The organism is Ensifer sp. 4252 (assembly GCF_050434565.1).
Taxonomy (GTDB): Bacteria; Pseudomonadota; Alphaproteobacteria; order Rhizobiales; family Rhizobiaceae; genus Ensifer.
The window spans coordinates 1-23,322 of sequence record NZ_JBNDIU010000002.1 but is presented as its reverse complement, the minus strand read 5'-3'; the positions used below and the strand labels follow the sequence as shown (position 1 = coordinate 23,322).

Genomic DNA, 23,322 nt, shown 5'->3' with positions numbered 1-23,322 from the left:
ATCTCTTTGTTTCTAGGCATTTCCTGACGGGAAACCGCTTCGCGCTTCGTGGAAATGCTCTAGGTGGCGGCTTTCAGTGGCGGGGCTTTCCATTTGCCGTCGAGCGCATCGGGTTTGGGCCAGTAGAGCCGCAAAACCACGAAGAACGGTCCTTTGGGTGCCGGTAGCCAATTGCTCTCCCGGTCAGGGCCGGGGCTCTCGTTCTGGACATGGAGCGTCAGGCCGCCGTCGGCATCCTGCTTGAGGCTTGGGAGCATCGGCGAATTGATGAGATAGCGGTCGAGCGAGTTGGCATAGAGCAGGCTTGCCGGCAGTTCGTAGAGCGTCAGCGACCAGAAGGCATTGACGGGTGGCAGTTGCCCGGGTTCGAAGCGCAGCGCATATTTGCTCGTGCCGGAGAGCGGTTTTTTCTGGTCGTCGATGAAATAGGCGGGATAGAGGGCCTCCTCCTTCGAGTTGCCGTAGATGCCGAGAACCGCGCCGGACATGCGCTGCATGTAGTCGTTCTTCAGGAACGCCCTTGTGCCGAAGCTGTCGGCGCTCGAAACCTTGCCGGTGTCGACCATGGTTTCCTTGTGTTCCCTAAAGGCAGCCCAGCCGTCGGCCATGCCGTCGGTGATCGCCTTCTGGATATCCGGCGGGAAGGCCTTGAGGTCGAATGTCTTGCCAGCGCCGATGTTGAGTTCGGCGAAGCGTGCCATCAGTTCCTTCTCCGAAGGATCCGTCGGGCAGAACTGCAGAATGAAATTGAGTTCGTTGAAGATCTCGGGTGACGTCTTTTCCTCCTCCGCGGTGAGCGGCGTAAAAAAGTTGACGGCAGCTGCGGGTGCAGGCGCGGTCTCTCCGAGAAATGCCGACAAGGGCTCGACCTTGTAGCCGGCCTGGATCTTCTCGACGTTTTCGATGTCGCCGGGGTTGAAGAGCTGGGTGCGGTAGAGCACGAAGGCAAACTCCGTCTCCGAGCGGATGACGTCCTTGATGCCGGGCGGTTTATCGCCCTTCCAGTTCGGCCCCGCAAGCAGGTAGCTGCCGGCATCATTTCCTGTTGCGCGGCTGCCGACATAGGCGAAGTTGAACGTGTACAGGTCGATGAATTGCAGCGAGTAGTAACGCTCCTTCTCGATTGCCGGAACGGTGAACACCAGCGGCTCGGCCCTGAGATCGGCGCCGACATAGGAGTAGGGCGTGTCCGAATTCGGCGTCTGGATGGCCTTGTCATCCGGCGTATAGACCCGGGCATTGTTGAACAGCGTGTTCCACGGCGCCTTGAACTCCGGACCGCCTGCGTCGACGAAGTAGGAATGCTGCACCCGGTAATTGTCGACCAGCGGAAAGCCGTAGATCGTCGCCTCCTTGGCGATCGCCCGTGCTTCATCTGGTGTGGGGGCGACATCCGCGGCGAGGGCCGGCAAGGCCGCCATATGCGGGAGCGTGGCAGCAAGCGCACCGACCATCAGAAGGGTTCGTCGTCTGAGCATGGCAAAATCCTCCGGGCGGAACGCGCGCAACGCAGATGACCGACGGACAATCCGACGGCATGTGCAAAGCCAAACGGGCCAGCAATGCTTCGATGGTGCGCTGTGGGTAGAAAACCGCAAGTACGTAACAGTTACGACGGCAGCTGCCGTTCGCTGTCGGCGCGATGGCGGTGCCTGACGACCTGCGGTAACATCGCTGCTCAAATACATCGCAGGTGAAGAGACCGTCGATGGAGCGCCACCTCGCAGCCGTCCTGATCGCCGACGTCGCCGGATACAGTCGCCTGAGCCGGCTCGACGAGGAGGGAACGCGCGCCAAATTCCAGAGCGACCTGCATGGCATTCTGGAGCCGAAGTTTGCCGAACACCACGGCCGGCTGGTCAAGACGATGGGCGACGGGCTGCTGGTGGAATTCCGCAGCGTCGTCGACGCGCTTCGCTGCGCGGTCGAGATCCAGCAGCGCAAGGCCGATCAACGAGGCGACGACGTCGCGGCCGATCGGTGGCTCGACTTCCGTATTGGCATCAATCTCGGCGATATCATTGTCGAAGGCGACGACATTCACGGCGATGGCGTCAATACCGCCGATCGGGTGCAGGGGCTGGCGGAGCCGGGCGGCATCGCCATTTCCGGTCCCGCCTATGACCAAGTCCGATCGAAGCTTGCTGTCGGTTTTGCCTCTCTCGGCGAGCAGACTGTCAGGGGCATCTCCGAGCCGATCCGCATCTACCGCGTGCTGCTCGATCCGACGGACGCCGGCAAGACCATTGTCAAGGATACGAAGCGGCATGCCACCCTAAGTAAGATCCTCATTGCCGGTGCCCTCATGCTGGTCCTCGCGCTTGCCGCAGCCTGGTGGCAGCCGTGGACGCTCATCCTGCCGGAGACGCAGACGGAGCGCTTTGCCTATCCCCTGCCGGATCAGCCTTCCGTCGCAGTCCTGCCGTTCATCAATGTCAGCGGCGACCGGGATCACGATCACCTGGCCGAAGGATTGACCGACGACCTGATCACCGAGCTTTCGAAAGTGTCCGGGCTGTTCGTAATCGCCCGCCATTCGGTGTTCGCGATGAAGGACAACGCTTCGAAGATCCAGGACGTGGCGGCGGAGCTTGGAGTTCACTACATTCTCGAGGGCACGCTGCAGCGGGCCGACCAGCGCCTGCGCATCAACGTCAAGCTGATCGATGCGATGAGCGGGTTATCGCTCTGGGCCGAGCGCTATGACCGGCAATATGCCGATCTCTTCGCGGTCCAGGACGATGTCATCGGCAAGATCATCGCGGCGCTGGAGGTCAAGCTCAGCGAGGGCGAGCGCGACCAGCTGGCGCGCATCCCGACCGACAATCTCGAAGCCTATGACTATTACATGCGGGCCGAGCAGCAGGGGCTCATCTACAGCGATGTCGATACCTATCGCCAGACGCTGGCCTTCTATCAGAAGGCGATCGATCTCGACCCGCGTTTCGCCAATGCCCATGCGGGGATCGCGCGGGTCGCCGTCGACGTCTGGCGCAACGATTACAACTATCTCTGGTCAGCGGCCGTCGCCCGCAAGATCGCCTATGACGCGGCGGGCCAGGCCTTGAAGCTCGACGGCAACAATGCGCGCGCGCATACGGTGCTGGCATTGCTGCAACTCGTCGATGGTCGCGAAACGGAGGCGCGGGAATCTGCCGCGAGGGCCGTCAGAGCGCAGCCGAGCGATCCCGAGGCCTTTGCCAATCTGGCGCTGATCCTCGCGCAAACCGGCGAACACGAACAGGCGATCGCCGATCTGGAACGGGCATTGAGGCTCGACCCGTCGCCATCCCCGAGTTTTCAGCTGCTGGCCGGCATCGTCTACTACACCTCACGCGACAACGACCGGGCGATCCCGCTGATCGAAGCCGCCGGCGAGGCCCTGCCGAACGCGGAAGCCGCACGGGAGTATCTAACCTCCGCCTATGCCCAGCGCGGCGATCGGGCCCGTGCGGTGGCGGAAGGCGAGAAGCTGCTGAAGCTCTTTCCCGACACCAACCTCACCTATTACAGTTACCTCTATGATTACTGGCGCGAAGAGGACCTCAACCGCCACCTCTACGGCCTGCGTACGGCCGGCATTCCGGAGTGGCCCTTCGGTTTCGTCGGGGCGGCGGCCGACAGGCTCGGGCCGGCGGAACTCGCCACGCTGACCGACGACAAGACCTGGACCGGGCAGCACAAGAACGGCACGAGTTTCATGCAATTCTTCGACAAAACAGGCAATACGGCCTACCGCAGCGCCAACACCAACATCACCGGGCGCGCCGAGGTGAAGGGCAACCAACTCTGCGAGAAGTTCGACGGCTATTTTCTCGACCGTATGGTCTGCGGCTATGTCTATCGCAACACGGCCAAGGGCGAACGCGGCGCCGACTTCATCCAGGTGACGCCGCAGGCGTTGAAATTCTTCTCGATCGAGCGCTGACGGCGGTTCGAAGAACGGCGCGCTTTCGGTTTTGACGGCGCCGCAGAAAAGCTCTCTCTCTTTGTTTTCACGCATTTTCTGACGGAGAACCGCTTCGCGCTTTTCCTGGAAATGCTTTAGCGCGCCTTCTGCCAGGTGGTACCGAGCTTTTCCGAAATGAGCGTGTTTTCCACTTCGGACCAGTGCTTTTTCGAATCGACCAGCTTGTTCGGGTTTTTCTCAAAACCTTCCGCCGCACCCGGATCATAGCTCAGGAACAGCTTGCCCTCGATGATGCGCCAGGCCTTGGGGTCGATATTGGTGGTCACCGTTCCGAACGAGACGCCGTCGGCGCAGTAGCCGCCATATTGCGGGGCGTAGCGGGTGGGTTCACGGATGAAAAGCTCACGGTTTTCCGCGCTGGCGAACTGCCAATTCGCTCCGAGCCAGCGGTAGGAATATTGCGGCGAGCCTTCGAGCGCCTTGTTCTCGGTGAAATAGGCGACCGGGTCGTAGCCCTTGATGGCGACATCGCCGAAATAGCCGGTGTTGACAAGGTCCTCGGCCATTATCGGCCCGGACAGTGCCAGAAACACCGTCGTAGCGAGGCCGACGGTGCAAGCGTATCGATGGTAAAACATTCCTCTTCTCCGATTTCCGGATGCGGTTGGCGCGCGTTTTGGCGTCACTTCCGCTTCGTGCATTCGGCATAGAGCCAGTCGCCGACGAGGTCGGCCTTCTGGCAGGTGGCGCCCGCCTTCAACAAAAGCTCGGCGGCGTCCCAATGGGAGCGCCAGCCTGCCTGTGTCAGCGGCGTGTAGCCGTTGCGCTCCTTCGCCTCGACCTCTGCTTTTTGAGTAAGCAGCAGAGCCACGACATCGGCGTGGCCCTCCTCGGCTGCGGCATGAAGCGGCGACATCTTGTAGAAGTTCTTGGTGTCGTTGACGTCGGCGCCCTTGGCGAGCAGCAACTTGACGGTGTCGAGATTGCCGCCATAGGCCGCCGCGTGCAGGGCGGTCAGCCCGCCCTTGTTGCGGATCTCGATGTCGCAGCCGCGGTCGAGCAGCAGCGCGACGACATCCGGCCGTCCGGCCAGTGACGCGACCAATAATGCCGGCTCGCCGGCCGTATCCGGCTCGGTGATGTCGGTACCCTGATCGAGTAACAGCGTGACGCTCTTGATGTCGCCGTCTCTTGCCGCGTCATGCAAGGGGCCCGCAAAAGCCGCCGAGGTGAAAAACGCCAGCCCGGCGACCGAGACACAGATAAAGTTCATCGCTCAACCTCCGCCCCAGCTTCGGTTTTGCATGTAAGGACATTCGAAAATATCACAGAGTGGTTGCCGTCAACAAGGTCAATTGCCGGTCCGGGCCCGAACGTGGTTTCCCCGGGGCGTTGCCTGATGCGGCAGACAGATGCAGAGCGCAGAAATTGCGCGTTAGGCGTTGACCCGCATCAGATCGAGCACGCGCTCCACCGCACAAGGGATGGGCGCAATGATCGGCGTGGTGAAGTCGGGTTGCAACTGTTCTGCCGCCTGACCGAGCGGGCCGCCGCCGATGATGACGGCTTCGGCGCCGTCAAGCTCGATGCATTGCCGCACCGCCTCGCCGAGCGCTTGCCGCAGCCGCTTTTCATCGCCGGCAAGTGCGAGCGGATCACCCGGCGTACAGCGGATGCCGGTATATTGGCCGGCAAGGCCGAGGTCGCGGGCGCGTTCGTCGATCGCCTCGATCAAATCAGGCGTCGTGGTTGCGACGCCGAACTTGCGGCCGCTGCGCGCGGCTTCGATCATGGATGCCTCGCAGATGCCGACGACGGGGACGTCGACACGGTCCTTGAGGCCAGCAAGGCCCGGGTCGCCGAAGGCACTGACGATGATGCCGAGGCAACCGGCGTCGTGAGCCGCACCGATCTCGATGACCTCGTCGGCCGCAGCGGTCAGCTGCTGCGGCGTGACGATCATCTGCGGGTTCCGCTTGGCCGTGGCGACTGCCACGGCCAAGCGTCCGGTTACAGCCCGCTCAGCGATGGCGAGCATCATGCTGCTTGTTGCCTGCGAGCTGTTCGGGTTGATCAACAGGATATGTGCGGTCACGTTCTGACTTCCATGCCGACATTGATCTTGTTTGGTTCAGCCTTGGCGAGGTCGGCGTCCGCCGGCTGGTCCAGGTCTTCCATCGACATGCCATAGGTCTCGGGGCCGAGCTGGATGCAGAATGCGAAGACCGCGTACATGCCGGCTGCCAGGCCGAACACCCCGACCATGCCGTAGGTATCGAACAGCATGCCGGAAATCGTCGGCACGAAGGAGCCGGCTGCAGACCCCGTCGCCAGGATGAGTGCGACGCCGAAGGCGCGGATGCGCGTCGGGAAGAGCTCCGGTGCGTAGATCCAGATCGAGGTGTTGAGCAAGAGCACGAAGAACTGGAAGATCGCTCCGAACATCAAGACGAGGTAGATGTTGGTGCCGAGATAGGCGATCGAAACTGCCGCCAGGCACGCGAAGACCGCACCGACCGTCAGCACCTTCTTGCGCGGGAAGTAATAGCCGAACATCGAGGCGGCGATGGCGCCGAGCACGCTGCCGCTCTGAATGATCATGCTGTAGAGCAGGCTGCCCTGCAGGGTGTAGCCCATCGACACGAAGATGATCGGCATCAGGGTGAGCACCGACAGCTGGGCGCCGTAGCTCATGAGGATGGCGATCGCGACGGGAATGGTTCGGCCGATGAACGGCGCGCGGAAGAGCTCCTTCCAGTCGCTCTTGGCCGGTGCTTCGTCCTGCAGATGCTCCTTGGTCAGATATTCCTCGACCTTCAGGTTGCGCGGCCGCAGCGATCCGGAGGCGAGGATCGACAGCACCTTGTTGGCCTCGTCGATCTTTCCCTGCGAGGCAAGGAAGCGCGGGGTCTCGGGCACGAACCGGCGATAGAAGACCACGAGCAGCGCGGGCAATGCCAGCGAAGCAAACAGCCAGCGCCAGCTGTTTTCACCGGGAAAGAGCGTGAAGATCAACAGGCCGAAGGCGGGGGCAAGGAAGTTGCCGAAGCCGCCGGCGCCGACATTGACGAGGCCGGCTGCCGTGCCGCGGAATTTCGGCGAGCAGAATTCCGACAGCATCGTCACAGCGGTGGAGATTTCGCCGCCGACGCCGAAGCCGACAATGGCGCGGGCAAAGCACAGCGCTGCGAAATTCGGCGCGAGCGCGCAGGCCGCCGAGCCGATAGTGAACAGGAGAAGGTTGATCGTCAGCATCACGCGGCGGCCGTAGCGATCGCCGAGGATGCCCGACAGCAACCGGCCGAGGGCGGCGCTGCCGAAGGTGATGGTGTTGAGGAAGCCGATATCCGTGCCGGTCAGGCCCCAATGTTCCTTGAGGATCGGGCCGGCGACGCCGATGGTGTTCTGCTCGAAACTGTCGAACAGGCAGCCGATCAGAACGAGGGCGATGATCTGCTTGTGGGCGCCGGTGACGCCGATCTTGGTAAATGCTGATTCCAACTGTCGAATGACCGGCGAAGACTTGCCGGACGGCACCATATTTTCCGCTGCCATGGTTTGTTCCCCTTTATGGCTTAATTGGCGTGAAAACATAGTTTCATGATGCTACATCAAGAAATCACAGTTTCATACAAGAATCTTGCTTCGAACCGAACAAACCGGACATTTCGCGCCTGACGGGCGCACTTGCCGTCCAGCACAATTCACCTTCGAAACAACGCCATTGAGGAATGCAGATTTCATGCCAAAATACCGGAAACTATAGTTTCTCCTTTGCAATCAAATATATGGACCGCCGCTGGTCCATATCTACAGCTTGGAACTGTGGTTTCCTGTGATCGAATAGTGCACTGCTGTTTCAGGCAGATGCCCAAACAACGGTCACAACTCTTCGAGCGCGTCGTTCAGTGCTTCGATGCCGCGCAGACGGTTGCGGCCGCTCACACCGGCCGTTTCGATGCAGCGCGTCGTCAGGAGGTGGCAGAGCGCCATGACCGAGACATGGTTGAAGAGCGGGCCGGGGGCCAGCGTCTGGCAGCGGAAATGCCACTCGGCCTTGCTGAGGAAGGGCACGCCCTCGTCGGTGATGTAAAGCAGGCGGGCACCGGACTTTTCCACCTGGTTGATGAGCGCATCCATCAGGGCGATGCGGCGGCGCAGCCCGAAGACGATGACGACGTCGTCAGGTGTGAAGCTGACAAGGTGTTCGCCCAGCGTCTGTCCTCCGCCGGGAATGGCCGAGATGTTCTCGATCACCTGCGTCAGCTGCCATTGCAGATAGGTGGCGAAGGAATGGCTGGCGCGAAAGCCGATCACCCAGACCTTGCGCGCCTTCAACAGTGCTGCCGACGCGGTGTTGATCTGGGTTTCCGATATCGCAAGGAAGGTGGCTTCGATATTGGCAACCCCTTGTGCCACATGGGCGGTAACGGATTGCTCGCCGGCGGTATCGGCGCTCGTCGCCAGGAAGAGGCGCGATCCCGTCTGCTTGTCGGCGCGCGCATGGCGGCGCGCCTCCTCGTAGTTTTCATAGCCGAGCCGCTGGATGAAACGCGATACGGTCGCCTTCGACACATGCGCCAGTGCCGCCAGTTCCTGGGCGGAGTAGCTCGCGACCTCACCCGGAAAGTCGCAGAGAAAGTCGCCAAGGCGCCGCTCTGCGGGATGAAGCTCCGGCAGGACCTGACGAACGCGGGTGAGGAAGGATCGCTCTTTGGGACTCATTACCAATTCCGTGAAACTGTCGTTTCACGGACTGTCCGATTTCCGCGAGGGGTTGGCAAGAGTGCAAGGCCGGAAAGCGCCGGCCCTGCCGTTATGTCGCGTCGAAGTCGCCTTAGTATTTTGACGGCACGTAGAGTTCGGGCGGCAGCACCTTGCGCTCGTAGTCCGGGTTGAACACCCGCTCCGGCAGGGTGATCTCCTCGTGCGGCACATCCTCATAGGGGATCTGGTGCAGCAGGTGATCCATACAGTTTAGCCGCGCCCGCTTCTTGTCGTTGCCTTCGACGATGTGCCACGGCGCTTCGGGAATGTTGGTTCTGGCGAAGGTTTCTTCCTTGGCCTTGGTATAGGCCTCCCAGCGCACGCGCGACTGGAGATCCATTGGCGACAGCTTCCACTGTTTCAGCGGATCATGGATGCGCACCAGGAAGCGCATCTGCTGTTCCTCGTCGGTGATCGAGAACCAGTACTTGACCAGCCGGATGCCGGAGCGCACCAGCATGCGCTCGAATTCCGGCACGTCGTTGAAGAACTGCTCGACCTGGTCTTCGCTGGCAAAGCCCATGACCCGCTCGACGCCGGAGCGATTGTACCAGGAGCGGTCGAACAGCACGATCTCGCCGCCGGCCGGCAGATGCGGCACGTAGCGCTGGAAATACCATTGGGTCTTTTCGCGGTCCGACGGGGCGGGCAGGGCCGCGACCCTGACGACACGCGGATTGAGCCGCTGGGTGATGCGCTTGATCACCCCGCCCTTGCCGGCGGAATCGCGCCCCTCGAAGATCACCACGACCTTTTCCTTGTGGTGCACGACCCAGTCCTGCAGCTTGATCAGCTCGGATTGCAGCGCGATCAGGGCGCGGAAATAGTCGATGCGCGGCAGCGATGGCGGATGGTTCTTGCGGTAGATCTTGCGGATCTCTTCCGAAAGTGCCGGCTCGGAAAGCTCGAGTTCGTAGTCCTCATCGAGCGTGTCGGCCAACTCCGCTTCCAGCCAGTCCTGCCCGTCGAAGTCGCCATTTGACCTGTTCATCGCATCCCTCCAGCGCACAAGCGCGCAATGCGGCAGCCCGCGGCATGATGCTACCGTCCTTTGGCTTATTCCATAGCCGCATGAAGGGAATTTGACGCCGCCCTTGGCAGCCGGCGCCGTTACTGCGGGGCCGTTCTACCCCTTGATGTACCAGCCCCAGGGCTCGTCGGCATCGAAGCTGGTGATCTGCTTGGTCTCGAGATAGTTGGCAAGGCCCCATCGGCCGAGCTCGCGGCCGATGCCAGACTGCTTGTAGCCACCCCAGGGTGCCTCGGTGAAGGTCGGTTGCGAGCAGTTGATCCAGACGATGCCGGCGCGCAAGGCGCGGGCGACGCGTTCGCAGCGCGCCGTGTCCGTGGACATGACCGCAGCGGCAAGGCCGAAACGGCTGTCATTGGCCATGCGCAGCGCATCGGCTTCGTCCGCGAACGGCTTGACGCAGACGACAGGCCCGAAGATCTCCTCGCGCCAGACATAGCTGTCTTCGCTCATGTCGGTCAGAACGGTCGGCTCGATGAAGTACCCGCTGTTGAAACCGGCAGGCCTGCCGCCGCCTGCTGCCACCGTCGCGCCGTCCTGACGGGCGCGGTCGATCGCGGTCAGGATCTTGTCATATTGCCCCTTGGAAACGATCGGCCCGAGCAGCGTGCCTTCGTCGAGGCCGTTGCCGATGGTGATCCTGGCCACCTCTTCGCAGAGCCTTTTGACGACGGCATCGTAGATCGGCTCCTCGACGAGCACGCGCGAGGTTGCCGAGCAGACTTGTCCCTGATTCCAGAAGACGCCGAACATGATCCATTCGACGGCCTTTTCGATATCGCTGTCGGCGAAGACCACGAAGGGGGATTTGCCGCCGAGCTCGAGGCTGATGTTCTTGATGTCCTGGGCGCCGGCCATCATCACTTTTCGCCCTGTCGGTACCGAGCCGGTAAAGGCGAGCTTGTCGACCAGCGGGTGTTCGGTCAGCGGCTGGCCCGCATCCTGACCGGTGCCGGTGACGATGTTGAGCACGCCGGGCGGAAGCTCGACTTCCTCGGCGATTGCGCCGAGTTCCAGGGCGGTCAGCGGCGTCAGCTCGGACGGTTTCAGCACGATGGTGCATCCGGCGGCAAGCGCCGGTGCCACTTTCCAGGAGACCATCAGCAGCGGATAGTTCCAGGGTGTGATCGCGCCGACGACCCCGAGCGGCTCGCGGATGGCGCGCGCAGTGAACCTGTTGTCGCCGACGGCGATCGTTTCCTCGGGGTTGGCGTCGAGTTCCTCGGCAAGCCCGGCATAGTAGCGAAAGCACCCGGCGGCATCGTCGATATCCCATAGCGCCTCCGGCAACGGCTTGCCGTTGTCGGTGACTTCGAGACGCGCCAGCGAGTGGCGTCTTTCCTCGATCGTCTCGGCAATCGCCCGGAGATAGGCGGCCCGCTCAGTGCCGGTAAGCTTTGGCCACGGGCCGCTGTCGAAGGCGATGCGGGCGGCTTTGACGGCGCGGTCGATATCGTCATAGGTGGCGGCCGGCGCGCGGTGGATGACCTCCTCTGTCGCCGGATCGATCACGTCGAGCGTTCCGCCGCGGCGGGGTTTCTCCCATTTGCCATCGATGAACAACTTGTCCCGCATACCAGTCCCCTCATTTTCAGCCGAGAGAGTATGGCCCCCGCGATGGCGATAGCGCCAGCCGCCGGCCATACTTTTTCTGGGCTATGTCGCTTTCCGTGCAAGCCTTTACGCTCTTCGGCTCAAAGGCCTCCAGGCAAGGAACGGAAGAACGGGAAGGATCGCGCCGGCACTGGCAACGAACCAGAACTGCCGAAGCGTCATCCAGCCGCCGCTATGCAGCGTGCCTGTGAGGACGCCCGCCACCATGAACAGATCCATCAACGGCAGGCTCAGAGCGTAGAAAGCCGCCTGGCGCTCAAGGCTCAGCCTCTGTTGAAGGCGGCAAAGGCGACCATCTCCGGTATGCCGCCAATGATCAACATCACGGTTGCCAGTGCGTGGGTCGGGGCGAAGACCAAGGCGAGCGTCGTCGCCCCTTCGAGAAGACTGGCGACGAGATAGGCGGTCAGCAGCGATTGTGCGTCGACCAACATTCGCGCCAGACGGTTCGAGACGAGCGCGCCGATAACGGCACCCGCCCCTTGCGCGGCCAGCAGCACGGTCCACATGGTTGGGCCAAGCCCGAACTGGTCGTGATTGAGCCAGAACAGAAAGGGCTGCAGCGCGCCAAGGGAAATCATATAGCCGAGAGCGGGCAGGACCAGTGCCCAGAGCACCGCGTTCTCTCTCATCGTTGCGGCGGCCTCTCTGAGAAGGCCGGATCCAGCGGTTGGCTTCGGCTTGAGTGAGATCTGCCCCGGCGCCGCGACGCCCTGGCAAAGAGCGATCGCGGCCAGGAGGTGGCCGACGGCAAGCGCGAGGAAAGCCGGAACAGGGGATGCGATCGTCAGCACAAGCCCGGCCGCCGGTGGGCCGAAGATTTTGGCAAGCCGATCGATCGTCTGAAACGTCGTGTTTGCTTCCATGTTGCGACCGGCAGGCACGACGGCCGCGCGTAGCGCCAGCAGGCCCGGGACAACAATGGTGTCTGCAAGCCCGATTGTCAGGACCACGACCTGCAGCGTGCCGGAGTGCGCGACGATGGCAAGAACGACAACGCACAATGCGGTGACGATCAGCCCCGCACAAACGGGCAACCGTGGACCAGTGCGCCGGATCAGGCTGGCGGCAATCGGGGCAAACAGGATGCGCGGCGCGAGCCTAAGCGCGAGACTGCCGACAAGTTCTGCGCCGGTGCCGAACCGGTGCGCGACGAGAAGCGGCAGTGCTGCGACCAGCATCCACGAGCAGAAGGAATAGAAGGCAAGAGCAAAGCCGACGCGCCGGAAGGCGGTCGATTTCCAGGGGGGTGGCGATGTCATAGCAAGCCCGGATGGCAGTCGATTGCCTCATGCTCCCCCTCGTCGCCGGTCCCTCACTGGGCCGTGTCGCGGATCTAGGAGAAAGAGGTCTATCGAATCACTGAAGACCAGCCCGTGAGACACGGGCGACTTTGGGCTCGCTGCTGCAAGCCCCGCCTTGCGGGGCTCGTCACGCGATCAGGTGTGGTTCGGTCGACATGAACGCCCTGTTATCATGGCTGCGGGGGCAGCGACAAGAATTGTGGTGGGGAGGGGTGCCCGATCACCGGCTCTGACTTGCGAGTGCAGGCATGGCGTTTGCGAGCTGCGTGATCACCATGCCGCCGATGATCAGGGCGACGCCGACGAGGCGGGCGACGCTTGCCGGTTTTTCCGGAAAGCCCATCAGGCCGAAGTGATCGATCAGGATCGAGACCGCCATCTGTCCGGCGATCACCGCGACAATGAAACTGGCGGCACCCAGCTTCGGCGCAAGCAGCAGTGCGGCGGTGATGTAGATCACGCCGGCCGCGCCGCCGATCCAGATCCACCATGGCCCCTTCAGCGCCTCGCCGGGCGTTAGCATCGGTACGCGAAAGGCGATCATGATGGGAATGATGAGGGCGAGGCTGACCCCGAGCGAAACGACAGTCGCCCACAGGGGATGACCGATCAGCCGACCAAGCATGGCGTTAGCGCCGGCCTGGAACGGCACGACCGCTCCGGCGAAGACAGCGGCGAGGACGAGGAGGAGAGATCCAGCATTTGGCATGACGATATTCCGATCTGTTTGACGGCCTCATGGTTCATCATTCAAATCAAGAATGGAAATTCGTAGATCGTACGGTCTATATTTACTGAATGAATAGTCTGACTGGAATCGATCTGAACCTGCTGGTCGTGCTCGATGCGTTGCTGGCCGAACGCCATGTTTCTCGCGCCGCAGTGCGTCTGAACAAGAGCCAGCCCGCCGTCAGCCATGCGCTGGCGCGCTTGCGCGATCTCTTCGATGATCCCCTGCTGGTGCGACATGGCGGGCGGCTGGAGCCGACCATACGAGCGCTTGAACTCGCGCCGCGGCTCGCGGAAGCCATGGGCCGGGTGCGGTCGTTGCTAACCCCTGCAGGGTTCGACCCCGCAACCGAGCGGCATGCGTTCAGCTTGGCGATGTCGGACTACGGCGCGGCGGTGCTGCTGCCGAAGCTGATGGCGACCCTGCGCGTCGAGGCGACGCATATCGATCTGATCGTCAGTCAGGCAAGCCGCGAAGTGATGGCGTCGCAGGTGACCGATGGCGAGATCGATCTGGCGCTGGGCGTGTTCCCGACGCACGGAGAAGGCATCCGGTCATCCCTGCTCTTCAGGGAAAGCTTTGCCTGTCTTGCAGACGCGTCGCGGTTTGGCGGATCGCCGACCATGGATCTCGGCGAATATCTCGCCCGGCCGCATGTGCTGGTGTCGCTGCGTAGCGATGTCAGCAACGAAATCGACCTGGCGCTGGCGGCAACGGGGAACGCGCGCCGCATTTGCCTTGCGGTTCCGCATTGGAGCGTCGCACCGGGCCTAGTGCGCGGCACTGACCTCGTCTTGACCGTGGCACGCCGCATCCTGCCGCAGGGGGACGGCGACGGGTTGGTCGTCTTCGAGCCGCCCTTTGCCATTCCGCCGTTCGACTTCGAGCAGATCTGGCACCGGCGCCGCGAAGGCGATCCGGGTCATCGCTGGTTGCGGACGCTGATTGGGCGCCTTCTCGGCGATGGGGAGCCGGCTGCGGGCTGATGACGCGGTGCCACCCGTCTCTCCATTATTGTGCGAGCCAAGTGGACCTGCGCTTCACCTCGTCAGGTCCGTGTAATCCGGCGATTGTTGAAGCGCAAAAAAAGACCCGGTCGGATGGGCCGGCCGGGTCTCCAAAAGTTTTGGGGTTACTGGCGCTATCAGGCGTGCCCGACGCCCTGGATCGCCGACACCTGCCATTCGCCGTCAGCCTTGCGCACGAAGGTCCAAAGCTCGACGGCTTCTGTCAGATTGTCCGGATCGCCGCTGACGACGCGGCCGGTGGTGCGGTCGCGCATCACGTCGATGCTCTCGTAGCGCATGGCGACGGTTGCGTAGTCCTTACCGTCTTCCGACCAGGCTTCGGCGACATCGCCCTGCACGAGGTGGACGTCGGTGACGTCGTTCTTGACGCCGCTGGTGGCGTTGTCGCTGAGCTCTTCGGCCAGATAGGACATGGCTTCCGGCGTCGTCAGGCGACGCAGCGTGCCGTAGTCCTCGGCTGCATAGGCTGCCTGAACGTCCTTCAGCATCTTCTCGAACTGTTCAAGATCCGACTGGCCGACGCCGATTTCATCGGCCGGGCCTTCCGCTGCGGGGGCCGGTGCCGGCGCGACGCTCGGGCGCGCGTTCGCCTGCCCACTTGCCTGTCCGCCGCCGATGCTCGGGATCTTGAACGATGGTGCGCCGGCCGAAGGCGACTGAGCCGACGACCGCTCGGACGGGCCGGCATAGGCCGGCTGGCGGTTGCGGCCGAAGAAGCGCATGGCGAGCATGATCACGCCGCCGATCAGGAGCATCTGCACGATCAGACCGAGGAAGCCGGCCGCACCACCGAAGCCGCCGCCCATCAGCATACCGATCAGGCCGCCGACCATGAGGCCGCCGAGAAGCGAGCCACCGAAGCCGCTGAAGAAGCCCGGGCGCGCATTGGGCGTGTTGGCGTTCGGACGCGTCTGGCCAGCGGCCGGATTGGTCGTCGTCGGGCCGGCGTCCTGGCGCGGCGTCATCGAGCGGTCGATCGGTGCCGCGTTGGTCGGCGCGGTGCGGGTGACGGGTGGCTGCGAAAAGGTGCGTGTACCGCGGCTGCCGAAGCCGCCGCCGGAGCGCCGCGCCTCGGCGACATCAACAACCGTGAGCCCGATCGTGAGACCGATCGCCATCATCGCCAGAGCTCGTCCAAAACGCTGCATTGCCATTCAAACCCCTTATAGTGCTTGGGCCCCTGAAGGGCCTTCATGGCTGCATATAGAGGTTTCAGTCCCGGATTTTAAGGTTTGCACGTCGCATTTTGGCCAGTTTACCGTAATCCCGGCGGCAAAGGATGCGATTCGGCGATCAAAGGTTGGCCGCGAGGATCATCGTCGCCGCCTTCTCGGCAATCATGATCGTCGGCGAGTTGGTGTTGCCCGAAGTGATCGTCGGCATGATCGAGGCATCGGCAATCCTCAAGCCCTGCAGGCCGCGCAAGCGCAGTTCGGGATCGACGACGCTTGTCGGGTCCGCGCCCATACGGCAGGTGCCGACCGGGTGGAAGATCGTCGTGCCGATATCACCGGCGGCGCGCTGCAGATCCTCATAGCTCTCATAGGACGGGCCAGGTTTGAACTCGACCGGGTTAAAGCGGGCGAAGGATGGCTGGCTGACGATCTGGCGCGTCAGGCGGATGGAGCGGACCGCGACATCGCGGTCGGCCTCAGCCGTCAGATAGCGCGGGCGAATGTCGGGCGCCGTTGCGAAATCCGGCCCCTTCAGGTGCACCGATCCCCGGCTTTCCGGCCGCAGGTTGCAGACGCTGGCGGTAATCGCCGGGAAGGCATGAACCGGCTCGCCGAACTTTTCGAGCGACACCGGCTGGACATGATATTGTAGATCGGGCGTTTCCTTCTCGGGGCCAGAGCGGGTGAAGATGCCGAGCTGGCTCGGCGCCATTGCCATCGGACCCGAGCGCCTCGCGAGATATTCGAGGCCGATTGCCGCCTTGCCGAGAAGCGTACTTGCCTTCTCGTTCAGCGTCGGCACGCCGGTCACCTTGTAGGCGAGGCGCAGTTGCAGGTGATCCTGCAGGTTTTCGCCGACGCCTGCCAGCTCGTGCCGGATCTCGATACCGTTGTCCCTCAGCACATCGCCTCGGCCGATGCCGGAAAGCTCCAATATCTGCGGCGAGCCGATGGCGCCGGCGGAAAGGATCGTTTCGCGGCGACACCGCGCACGCTTGACTGTGCCGTCATGCTGGAATTCCACGCCGGCGATGCGACCATCCTCAATCACCAGCCGCCGGACATGCGCCTTGGTCAGAATAGTGAGATTGCGCCGATTGCGCGCGGGCCGCAGAAACGCCTTTGCGGTGTTCCAGCGGATGCCGGAGCGTTGGTTGACGTCGAAATAGCCGGAGCCTTCATTGTCGCCGCGATTGAAGTCCGACGTTTCCGGAATGCCGGCCTCGGTGGCCGCCTTCTGAAAGGCGTCAAGCACAGCCCAGCGAACGCGCGCCTTTTCCACCCGCCATTCGCCGCCAGCGCCATGCATGTCGTCGGCGCCGCGATAGTGGTCTTCCGACTTGCGGAAATGCGGCAGGACGTCGTCCCATCCCCAGCCGGTGCAACCCAGTTGGCGCCAGTGATCGTAGTCCCGCGCCTGGCCGCGCATGTAGATCATGCCGTTGATCGACGAGCAGCCTCCGAGCACTTTGCCGCGGGGATAGCCGAGCGCCCGGCCGTTCAGCCCTTCCTCGGGGGCGGTGGTGAAACACCAGTCGGTGCGGGGGTTGTTGATGCAATAGAGATAGCCGACCGGAATGTGGATCCAGTGATAATTGTCGCTGCCGCCGGCCTCGAGCAGCAGGACTCGGTGATCCCGGTTTTCGGAAAGGCGGTTCGCCAGAACGCATCCGGCGCTACCCGCTCCGACGACGATGTAGTCGAACGTGTCCATGGGCTCACTCTCTTCTCGGTGCCCGGTCCGGCGGAAAGCGGGACCGGGCCAGCTCTCTTTCCCGAGGCGCGACGTTTAGTGCCGGTGCTCGAAGCCGAGCTTGCGGCCAAGTCGTGAATTGTAGAACTCGCCGACGATGCCGCGCCGGAACAACAGCACGCAGACCATGAACACCAGGCCGGTGATGATGGTGACCGGGAATTCGGAAGTTGCGAGATAGTTCTGCAAGGTCACGACCAGGCCGGCGCCGAACAGCGGTCCGATCAGCGTGCCGATGCCGCCGAGCAGCGTCATCAGGATGACCTCACCCGACATCTGCCAGCTGACGTCGGTCAGCGTCGCGAACTGGAAGACCAGCGCCTTGACGCCGCCGGCAAGGCCGGTGAGCGCTGCCGACATGACGAAGGCCGCGAGCTTGTAGTTGCGCACGGAGTAGCCGAGCGACACGGCACGTGTCTCGTTCTCACGGATCGATTTCAGGATCATGCCGAACGGCGAGTGAATGATCCGCCAGATGATCGCGACGCCGATGATGAAGACGCCGAGAACGAAGTAATACATGTTCGTCGACTGACTGAGATCAATGAAGCCGAAGAGATGGCCACGCGGCACGGACTGGATGCCGTCCTCACCCTTGGTGAATTCCGCCTGCAGGCAGAAGAAATAGAACATCTGTGCCAGCGCCAGCGTGATCATGGCGAAGTAGATGCCCTGCCTTCGGATGGCGAGAAAACCGATGATCGCGCCGAGAAACGCAGCGCCCGTGACGCCGACCAGAATGCCGAGTTCCGGCGGCAGCCCCCATTCTTTCACCGCATGGGCGGTGAAATAGGCGGCTCCGCCGAAGAAGGCTGCGTGCCCGAAGGAGAGCAGGCCGGTGTAACCGAGCAGCAGGTTGAAGGCGCAGGCAAACAGCGCGAAGCACAAGAGCTTCATCAGGAATACGGGATAGAAGAACAGGGGGGCGAGCACCAGCAGCGCAAGACCCGCCGCCAGGAAGATCGTCTGCGCGACGACCGGCTTCTTTTCCCTGGGTTTATCGATATCGAGTGTCAATGTCATATCAAACATCCCGGCCGAAGAGGCCTGCCGGCCGTATCAGGAGAACGATGGCCATGATCACGAAGATCACGATGTTGGAGGCTTCGGGGTAGAACACCTTGGTCAGCCCCTCGGCGACGCCGAGCAGGTAACCGGTGACGATCGCCCCCATGATCGAGCCCATGCCGCCGACGACCACCACGGCGAAGACGACGATAATGATGTTCGACCCCATCAGCGGCGAGACCTGGTAGATCGGCGCGGCAAGCACCCCGGCAAGGGCGGCAAGTGCTGCCCCCAGCGCATAGGTCAGCGTCAGCAGGAACGGCACGTTGATGCCGAAGGACTGGACGAGGATCGGGTTTTCGGTCGCCGCGCGCAGATAGGAGCCGAGCTTGGTCTTTTCGATGACGAGCCAGGTGCCGATGCAGACGACGAGCGAGAAGGCGATCACCCAGCCGCGATAGACCGGCAGGAACATGAAGCCGAGATTGGTGCCGCCGGCAAGGGCGGCCGGCGTGGCATAGGGCTGGCCCGAAGCGCCATAGAGATAACGGAACGTGCCTTCGATCGTCAGCGCCAGGCCGAAGGTGAAGAGCAGGCCGTAGAGCGGATCGAGCGTGTAGAGCCGCCGCAACATCGTGCGTTCGATGACGGCGCCGACAAGCCCGACGGCGAGCGGTGCTATGATCAGCGCCGGCCAGTAGCCGATGCCGAAATACGAAAGCAACATCCAGGCGAAGAAGGCGCCGAGCATGTATTGCGCGCCGTGGGCGAAGTTGATGACGCGCAAGAGGCCGAAGATGATTGCAAGACCGAGGCTCAAGAGGGCGTAGAACGAGCCGTTGATCAGGCCGATCAGCAGCTGGCCGAGGAAGGCTTGCAGCGGAATTCCAAAGATCATGGTCATGGTTCAGACCCCCAGCACGTCATGCAGCATGTCCATGCGGGCGGAGAGTTCCGAAACCGGAAACTCGCCGACCATGCGGCCATGATCCATCAGGTAGAAACGGTCGGCAACCTTGCTGGCGAAGCGGAAGTTCTGTTCGACCAGCAGGACGGTCATGCCGCGCTCCTTCAATGTCTTGAGCACGTCGCCGATGCGCTGGACGATAACAGGGGCAAGGCCCTCTGTCGGTTCGTCGAGCAGCATCATGCGCACGCCGGTTCTGAGGATCCGGGCGATCGCCAGCATCTGCTGCTCACCGCCGGAAAGCTTGGTGCCCGGGCTGTTGCGGCGCTCGTGCAGATTGGGGAAAAGCTCGAAGATTTCGTCGACCGTCATGCCGCCCTTGGCCACCGCCGGCGGCAGCAGCAGGTTTTCATAGACCGAGAGCGTCGAAAAGATGCCGCGCTCCTCGGGGATGAAACCGAGGCCGCGATGGGCGACCCGGTGCAGCGGCACCTTGATCAGATCCTCGCCGCCAAAATCGATCGCGCCCTTGCGATTGCGCACGATGCCCATGATCGAGCGCAGGGTGGTGGTCTTGCCGACGCCGTTGCGCCCGAGCAGGGTGACCATCTCGCCTTCGCCGACCGTCATGTCGACACCATGCAGGATGTGGCTTTCGCCGTACCAGGCGTTGAGGCCGGAGACTGTTAGAAGCGGTTTCATCTCAGGCCTCCTCGGTGCCCATATAGGCGGTGCGCACCCGCGGGTCGGCCGACACTTTTGCGTAATCGCCCTCGGCGAGGATCTCGCCACGCTGCAAGACGGTGACGTGATGGCAAAGCGTCGAGACGACGGAGAGATTGTGCTCGACCATCAGCACGGCGCGTTCGCGCGCCACCTCGCGGATGATCTCCGCCACCATGCCGACATCCTCATGGCCCATGCCGGCCATCGGCTCGTCGAGCAGCAGCACCTTCGGGTCGAGCGCCAGCGTTGTCGCGATCTCCAGCACCCGCTTGCGGCCATAGGAAAGATCGGCGGCAACCGCGTTTCGTTCCTTGTCGAGGCCGACGGAGCGGATCAGCTGATCGGCCTTGGCGGTCAGTCCGTCGAGCGCCGACATCGGCTTCCAGAACTGGGTCGCAAGACCGTTCGGACGCTGCAGCGCCACGCGCACATTGTCGAGCACGCTCATATGCGGAAACACCGCCGAGATCTGGAAGGAACGAACCAGACCCATGCGCGCCACCTTGTCCGGCGCCATGCGGGTGATGTCTTCGCCGAGCAGCGTGATCGTGCCGTCGGTCGGCTGCAGGAACTTGGTCAAAAGGTTGAAGACCGTCGTCTTGCCGGCGCCATTCGGGCCGATCAGCGCATGCACGCGGGCATGGTGGACGTCGAGGTTGACGTTGTTGACGGCGGTAAAACCGCCGAAATCGCGACGGAGACCGCGGGCGGACAAAACCACCCGCGGCGCTCCATTCTGTTCTGGCAAGGCAGCGGTCATCGCGATCCGACCGCTCACGATTTTACGAGTTCGCAGCCGCTCTTGGCCGGGTCGATGAAGGCTTCGGAACCGGGGATGGTGGCGAGCACCTTGAAGTAGTCCCAGGGCTCCTTGCTTTCGTCCGGCTTTTTCACTTCCAGCAGGTACATGTCGTGGATCATGCGGCCGTTCTCGGCGACCTTGCCGTTTTCGGCAAAGACGTCGTTGACGGGCAGGGCATGCAGTTCCTTCGAAACCGCATCGCCGTCGTCGCTGCCGGCCTTCTCGATCGCCTTCAGATAGGAAAGTACCGCGGAGTAAGTGCCGGCATGGACCATGTTCGGCATCTTGCCGGTACGCTCCATGAAGCGCTTGCCGAATTTTGCCGTTTCTTCGTTGCGGTTCCAGTAGAAGCCTTCGGTCAGCGTCAGGCCTTGAGCCGCCTCGAGGCCGAGGCCGTGGACTTCGGCGAGCGTGAACAGCAGCGCCGCCAAGCGCTGGCCGCCCTGGACGATGCCGAATTCGGCCGCCTGCTTGATGGCGTTGGAGGTGTCGAGGCCGGCATTGGCAAGGCCGATGACCTTGGCGCCCGAAGACTGCGCCTGCAACAGGAAGGACGAGAAGTCGGTGGTCGCCAGCGGATGGCGCACCGAGCCGACGACGGTGCCGCCGTTCTCCTTGACATAGTTGCCGGTGTTTTCCTCGAGCGAATAGCCGAAGGCGTAGTCGGCGGTCAGGAAGAACCAGCTGTCGCCGCCCTGCTTGACCAGCGCGCCGCCGGTGCCGACCGCCAGCGCATGGGTGTCGTAGGCCCAGTGGAAACCATAGGGCGAGCACTGCTTGCCGGTCAGCTCGGTGGTGGCAGCACCGGTATTGATGGTGATCTTCTTCTTTTCCTTCGACAGCGCCTGGACGGCGAGGCCGACGGAAGAGCTCGTCAGCTCCATGATGCTGTCGACCTGCTCGGTGTCGTACCATTGCCGCGCGATGTTGGAGGCGATGTCGGCCTTGTTCTGGTGGTCGGCGGTGATCACTTCCACCGGAACGCCCAGAACCTTGCCGCCGAAATCCTCGACCGCCATCAGCGCCGCCTCATAGGAGGACTTGCCGCCGAAATCGGCATAGACGCCGGACTGGTCGTTCAAGATGCCGATCTTGACCTTGCCGTCGGATGCGTCGGCGAGCGCCGCCGTGCTGCTGGCAAGCATCATTGCGAATGCGGTGAGCAGTTTCTTCGTCATCGTGTCCTCCTCCAAGGGCCTTCAGGCGGGGACGGTCTCGCGCAAAATCGCGCTCGGTTCCGGCAAGGCGCATGGCATTGCCGGACCATCGGTCCCGTTCTGTTCAAATTTGGCCAGACATGCTCCTCAGATGCCGGCTCCGACGATACAATCCGGAAAAATTCGCTTGGACGCAAGCGGCGCGGCCCGTAAATTGCAAACAGGGTCTGTTCATTTTCGAACAGATGGGGGCAGCGAGATGAATCCGAACTTCACCTGGGACGACCTGCAGTTCTTTCTGGCGGTCGCCCGCACCGGGCAATTGTCGACGGCCGCAAGGCGGCTGCGCACCAGCCACGCGACGGTTTCCCGGCGCATCGACCGGCTGGAATTCGCGCTCAAGGTCAAGCTGTTCGAGCGCAATCCGCGCGGCTACGTGCTGACGGCGATCGGCCAGCGTTTCGTCGAGACCGCCGAGCGCATCGAGCGCGAGACCGAGCAGTTGCAGCTCGATATCAGCGACGGCCTGACGGCGCAGCGCGGCGTCGTGCGGCTGAGCACGCTCGAAGGTTTTGGCAACTTCTTCCTGTCGGATAGGCTTTCAAGCTTTGCCGCGACCTACCCGAACATTTCGCTGGAGCTGGTGGCGATCCAGCAGATCATGTCGTTGTCGCGCAAGGAGGCGGATCTGTCGGTGGCGCTGACGGCGCCGAAGGCCGGCCCTTACCATTCCGAGGTGCTGACGCCCTACACGCTGCATGTCTATGGTGCACGCAGCTATCTCGCCAGCCATCCGCCGATCCGCAGCCGCAACGATCTCGCCGCCCATCGTTTCGTCGGTTACATCGAAGACATGATCTTTGCGCCCGGGCTCGATTATCTCGGCGAGATCCAGCCGGGCCTCAGGGCGCATTTCCAGAGTTCCAGCATCCTCACGCAGCTCAAGGCCGTGCGCCAGGGGCTTGGCCTCTGCGTACTGCCGCATTTCATGGCGCGGGAGGAAAAGGATATCGAGATCGTGTTGCCCGACGAGATCGAACTGAAGCGGACCTATTGGATGATTTGCCACCGCGACCTGATTGCCGTGCCGCGGGTGAGGGCGGTGCGCGAGTTTCTGACGCAGATCGTGCGGGAGAATTGGGGCTGTTTCAGCCGCGAACGGCCGTTGGCGGCAGCGTCGGTTGGTCAGGTGCTTCAGTCGCAATGAAACGTCAAGCATGTCTTTCGGGGGTTTACGGTGTCCGGCCTTGCTGTTCGGCGGTTTGCCCACCGAATTCCGTCACGGATTTTGGCTCACTTTGCCCTGTTGATAACTACGGTGTGAATTTCCCCAATCTTTTCAGGGCGTTGTTCGATCTTGGTTTATTTTTGCAATTGTCTGTTGACGTGTTCGGGGAGTGGGGTCTATAAG

The 23,322-nt window shown here is 62.6% G+C and carries 20 protein-coding genes; 3 read left to right on the top strand and 17 right to left on the bottom strand.

What is annotated here, in order from left to right; all coding sequences use genetic code 11:
* Positions 1–59: 59 nt before the first annotated feature.
* Positions 60–1,478, bottom strand: coding sequence for a DUF1254 domain-containing protein (locus tag ABIE33_RS07025; RefSeq protein WP_429123228.1), 1,419 nt, complete (start codon positions 1,476–1,478; stop codon positions 60–62).
* Positions 1,479–1,708: 230 nt separating this feature from the next.
* On the opposite strand from ABIE33_RS07025, the gene ABIE33_RS07020 reads away from it, so the two are divergent.
* On the top strand, positions 1,709–3,928 hold the full coding sequence (locus ABIE33_RS07020) for an adenylate/guanylate cyclase domain-containing protein (RefSeq protein WP_429123225.1): 2,220 nt from the start codon (positions 1,709–1,711) through the stop codon (positions 3,926–3,928).
* A 116-nt stretch (positions 3,929–4,044) separates the two neighbouring features.
* Here the strand turns inward: ABIE33_RS07020 and ABIE33_RS07015 are convergent, their stop codons facing one another.
* The 9 genes from ABIE33_RS07015 to ABIE33_RS06975 all read right to left on the bottom strand — a co-directional run bounded on the left by ABIE33_RS07015 (position 4,045) and on the right by ABIE33_RS06975 (position 13,334).
* Positions 4,045–4,476, bottom strand: coding sequence for a YHS domain-containing (seleno)protein (locus ABIE33_RS07015; protein ID WP_429124025.1), 432 nt, complete (start codon positions 4,474–4,476; stop codon positions 4,045–4,047).
* A gap of 116 nt (positions 4,477–4,592) precedes the next feature.
* Complete coding sequence (locus tag ABIE33_RS07010; RefSeq protein WP_429123222.1) at positions 4,593–5,183, bottom strand: ankyrin repeat domain-containing protein; 591 nt, start codon at positions 5,181–5,183, stop codon at positions 4,593–4,595.
* 162 nt (positions 5,184–5,345) lie between these two features.
* A complete protein-coding gene (locus ABIE33_RS07005) occupies positions 5,346–6,005 on the bottom strand; it encodes an aspartate/glutamate racemase family protein (protein ID WP_429123219.1) in 660 nt (219 codons plus the stop codon).
* Positions 6,002–7,465 carry an MFS transporter gene (locus ABIE33_RS07000; protein WP_429123216.1) on the bottom strand — a complete coding sequence of 488 codons (1,464 nt, stop codon included), beginning with the start codon at positions 7,463–7,465 and terminating at the stop codon, positions 6,002–6,004. Before ABIE33_RS07000 ends, ABIE33_RS07005 begins: the two co-directional genes overlap by 4 nt.
* A gap of 327 nt (positions 7,466–7,792) precedes the next feature.
* The gene (locus ABIE33_RS06995) at positions 7,793–8,635 is read right to left on the bottom strand and encodes a MurR/RpiR family transcriptional regulator (RefSeq protein ID WP_429123213.1); all 843 of its coding nucleotides are present in this window, start codon (positions 8,633–8,635) and stop codon (positions 7,793–7,795) included.
* Between the two features lie 112 nt (positions 8,636–8,747).
* Positions 8,748–9,668: a polyphosphate kinase 2 gene (ppk2, locus tag ABIE33_RS06990; RefSeq protein ID WP_429123210.1), complete on the bottom strand. Its 921-nt coding sequence runs from the start codon at positions 9,666–9,668 to the stop codon at positions 8,748–8,750.
* Positions 9,669–9,803: 135 nt separating this feature from the next.
* Positions 9,804–11,282, bottom strand: coding sequence for an aldehyde dehydrogenase family protein (locus tag ABIE33_RS06985; RefSeq protein WP_429123207.1), 1,479 nt, complete (start codon positions 11,280–11,282; stop codon positions 9,804–9,806).
* Between the two features lie 302 nt (positions 11,283–11,584).
* Entirely contained in the window at positions 11,585–12,583 is a 999-nt protein-coding gene (locus tag ABIE33_RS06980) for an MFS transporter (RefSeq protein WP_429123204.1), read from the bottom strand.
* 262 nt (positions 12,584–12,845) lie between these two features.
* The gene (locus tag ABIE33_RS06975; protein WP_429123201.1) at positions 12,846–13,334 is read right to left on the bottom strand and encodes a DMT family transporter; all 489 of its coding nucleotides are present in this window, start codon (positions 13,332–13,334) and stop codon (positions 12,846–12,848) included.
* A gap of 89 nt (positions 13,335–13,423) precedes the next feature.
* On the opposite strand from ABIE33_RS06975, the gene ABIE33_RS06970 reads away from it, so the two are divergent.
* The gene (locus ABIE33_RS06970; RefSeq protein WP_429123198.1) at positions 13,424–14,341 is read left to right on the top strand and encodes a LysR substrate-binding domain-containing protein; all 918 of its coding nucleotides are present in this window, start codon (positions 13,424–13,426) and stop codon (positions 14,339–14,341) included.
* A gap of 158 nt (positions 14,342–14,499) precedes the next feature.
* On the opposite strand, the gene ABIE33_RS06965 is transcribed toward ABIE33_RS06970, so the two are convergent.
* From ABIE33_RS06965 to ABIE33_RS06935, 7 genes are all read right to left on the bottom strand, one after another.
* On the bottom strand, positions 14,500–15,537 hold the full coding sequence (locus ABIE33_RS06965) for a Tim44 domain-containing protein (protein WP_429123195.1): 1,038 nt from the start codon (positions 15,535–15,537) through the stop codon (positions 14,500–14,502).
* A gap of 139 nt (positions 15,538–15,676) precedes the next feature.
* The gene (locus ABIE33_RS06960) at positions 15,677–17,272 is read right to left on the bottom strand and encodes a GMC family oxidoreductase (protein ID WP_429123193.1); all 1,596 of its coding nucleotides are present in this window, start codon (positions 17,270–17,272) and stop codon (positions 15,677–15,679) included.
* A 75-nt stretch (positions 17,273–17,347) separates the two neighbouring features.
* Positions 17,348–18,334 (bottom strand): branched-chain amino acid ABC transporter permease, encoded by a 987-nt coding sequence (locus tag ABIE33_RS06955; RefSeq protein WP_429123191.1) that lies wholly within the window; start codon positions 18,332–18,334, stop codon positions 17,348–17,350.
* Position 18,335: 1 nt separating this feature from the next.
* Complete coding sequence (locus tag ABIE33_RS06950; RefSeq protein WP_429123188.1) at positions 18,336–19,223, bottom strand: branched-chain amino acid ABC transporter permease; 888 nt, start codon at positions 19,221–19,223, stop codon at positions 18,336–18,338.
* Between the two features lie 3 nt (positions 19,224–19,226).
* Positions 19,227–19,928, bottom strand: a complete 702-nt coding sequence (locus ABIE33_RS06945) for an ABC transporter ATP-binding protein (protein WP_429123185.1) — start codon at positions 19,926–19,928, stop codon at positions 19,227–19,229.
* Position 19,929: 1 nt separating this feature from the next.
* Complete coding sequence (locus ABIE33_RS06940) at positions 19,930–20,712, bottom strand: ABC transporter ATP-binding protein (protein ID WP_429123182.1); 783 nt, start codon at positions 20,710–20,712, stop codon at positions 19,930–19,932.
* Positions 20,713–20,726: 14 nt separating this feature from the next.
* Positions 20,727–21,932 (bottom strand): ABC transporter substrate-binding protein, encoded by a 1,206-nt coding sequence (locus tag ABIE33_RS06935; protein WP_429123179.1) that lies wholly within the window; start codon positions 21,930–21,932, stop codon positions 20,727–20,729.
* A gap of 238 nt (positions 21,933–22,170) precedes the next feature.
* On the opposite strand from ABIE33_RS06935, the gene ABIE33_RS06930 reads away from it, so the two are divergent.
* Positions 22,171–23,118, top strand: a complete 948-nt coding sequence (locus ABIE33_RS06930) for a LysR family transcriptional regulator (RefSeq protein WP_429123176.1) — start codon at positions 22,171–22,173, stop codon at positions 23,116–23,118.
* Positions 23,119–23,322 lie beyond the last annotated feature (204 nt).